The organism is Thermovirga lienii (genome assembly GCF_036847465.1).
GTDB lineage: Bacteria > Synergistota > Synergistia > Synergistales > Thermovirgaceae > Thermovirga > Thermovirga lienii.
In genome coordinates this window covers 1-2,040 of sequence record NZ_DAITZW010000080.1, presented here as the reverse complement: position 1 = coordinate 2,040, position 2,040 = coordinate 1, and the positions used below count along the sequence as shown (strand labels likewise).

The window sequence follows — 2,040 nt, the reverse complement described above, 5'->3', positions numbered from 1 at the left end:
GTTTCCATCCCTTATAGGAAGGTCTAAAACCCATTTTCTTCTAGCCGTATTCTAGTTTCTCTCTACAATAATATTCCATAGATTTATTCTATTTTCAAGGTCCTATTTTTGAGCCATAACCAGTAGCTACAACGTTTATCCAAGGCTCAACCCCTTTGTCTACCCCCAGGTTTTTCAGCACTATTGGAGGTCGACACAACTAGATAAAGGGACCACTAGCTCCCCTTTCAACCCCTAATATTTCCCTAGTGGAGTACCGCTCAACCCTCCAAGTATAGAAAATAACACTATCTTGCTCTTTGTCCATCACTTTCAAAACATCGGCTTTTAGCTTTGCAAAAAGCCCTGGGGAAAGCTCCCCTTCTAAAACAGAATTTTGAACCCAGCTTAAATATTTTCTACCAGTTTTCAACATTTTTGCGACTCGCTTCTCCCCTACGTCGTACACCATTATCACAAACATTCCTACCACCTTGCCACAAAAGGCTCATACAGCTTATCTCCTAGAACATGCTTTTCTACCTTGTACACTTCCATCCTTACTAGATTTCGATAACTGACATTCCTCCTCAATCCTTTATGCTCAATCGTGGATTGAAGCCTATCCTCCCATGCTTTCAGGACCACTTCTTTGCCTTTATCGGTAAGATAAAGACCTCCGCCTCTTTCGGAAAAACTCTTTTTTTGGATCATTTTTTTATTGATTAGCGAAAAAATCAGCCTGTCAACCAAAATGGGCTTAAAAATTTCAGCTATATCTAAATTCAAACTAAATCTACGGAAGTTACTCTCGTGAAGAAAACCTATCCTCGGGTCCATGTGCGTGCGATATATCTGGGATAAAACAAGAATATAGCACAAACTATTAAGGAAACTAATAAGGGCATTTACTCTGTTGGCTGGTGGTCGCTTGGTCCTTTTCTCAAACACAAACTCTTCATCTTCAGTAATTTCATCAAAGACCGAATAATATATGTCTTTCGCGTTGCCTTCTAACCCCATTAATTCACTTATATCACTGCACCTTTCCAAGTTGTCTTTAAACTCCGCAAGCTTTTCGTTAGCTCCCTCAAGCTCGCTTTTCCCTCTTCTTGCGTAATAAGATATCACTTTCTCCATATTGGAGATTGCGCCATGCACAAACCGCTTAGCCAGAGCAAGTCTTTTGTCTAGCTCCAAGTAATGCCTGGCCTGAGCTATGATTACCGCCCCTGAGTTCAAATGCTCTCTAGGGTAATAAGTTCCCACGTAATATCCATAACGGTTGAAAAAATGGAGGATTATTTCCGATTGAGCAGCGAATTCTAAAAACCTCTTATTCAAGTCCACCTCTCCGAAGACCAAAATCTCATCGGTGGTCTCAACAGGGATAAAACGCCTGCCATCATCATTTTCTACCACAATGGTATTATCCTTCCTACTTAAAGAACCAGAAGATAATAGATATATAGTTTTTCCCATTTCTAACTCCAACACCAATATCTATATGCACACCCAGAACAATATCTGTTTCTCTTTAAAGCCGGTGGGCTAACAGTTTCAGCCAACCTGTATATATCTTCATATATTTGCTCCAACAAACCAATTGCCTCCGGCTCCAACTTGATCCACTCTTTTTTCCTCTCTTTTGGGAACAGCAACTCTCCTTCTGCCTCTACGCCATCTTTCTGTAGTACATACAAATAATGAAGAAGCTGCATTTTTGCCGCTTGCTCAAAACGGCTGCTCTTTTTTATCTCTCCTACTACAACGACTCCCTCTTCTTTTCTCACTATATCAAAACTATTATCTCCAAACTTTACATTATGCCGTTCTCGCTCATAGGCACGCTCACTCAGCAACCTACCCATAATAAGGTTATCGTCGCTCCTTTCGGGTTCGATCCCCCTCGCCATAAGCCACACCTGTCTTTTACATATAAAGTAATACCAAACAAGCGTCCCACCTATTCTTGCCTTTTCCGACAAACCACTACAAAAACTCATCTCCGCTATCTCCATCAGGGGGAATAAAACCAGTCTCCATACTGTAAACTGTTCC

3 protein-coding genes are annotated in these 2,040 nt (G+C 41.0%); all 3 read right to left on the bottom strand.

Features of this window, described 5'->3' with window-relative positions; translation table 11 throughout:
* Window positions 1–199: 199 nt before the first annotated feature.
* Window positions 200–463, bottom strand: a complete 264-nt coding sequence (cas2, locus tag V7Z69_RS09820) for a CRISPR-associated endonuclease Cas2 (RefSeq protein WP_014162432.1) — start codon at window positions 461–463, stop codon at window positions 200–202.
* Window positions 464–465: 2 nt separating this feature from the next.
* Complete coding sequence (gene cas1b / locus V7Z69_RS09815; protein ID WP_014162431.1) at window positions 466–1,461, bottom strand: type I-B CRISPR-associated endonuclease Cas1b; 996 nt, start codon at window positions 1,459–1,461, stop codon at window positions 466–468.
* 2 nt (window positions 1,462–1,463) lie between these two features.
* Window positions 1,464–2,040: CRISPR-associated protein Cas4 (gene cas4 / locus V7Z69_RS09810; protein ID WP_334139804.1), on the bottom strand; the 577-nt coding region annotated here is incomplete at its 5' end.

Excerpts from the sequence above, each read along its gene's own strand:
- cas2 (WP_014162432.1), bottom strand. The coding sequence starts at position 463 with ATGTTTGTGATAATGGTGTACGACGTAGGGGAGAAGCGAGTCGCAAAA.
- cas1b (WP_014162431.1), bottom strand. The coding sequence starts at position 1,461 with ATGGGAAAAACTATATATCTATTATCTTCTGGTTCTTTAAGTAGGAAG.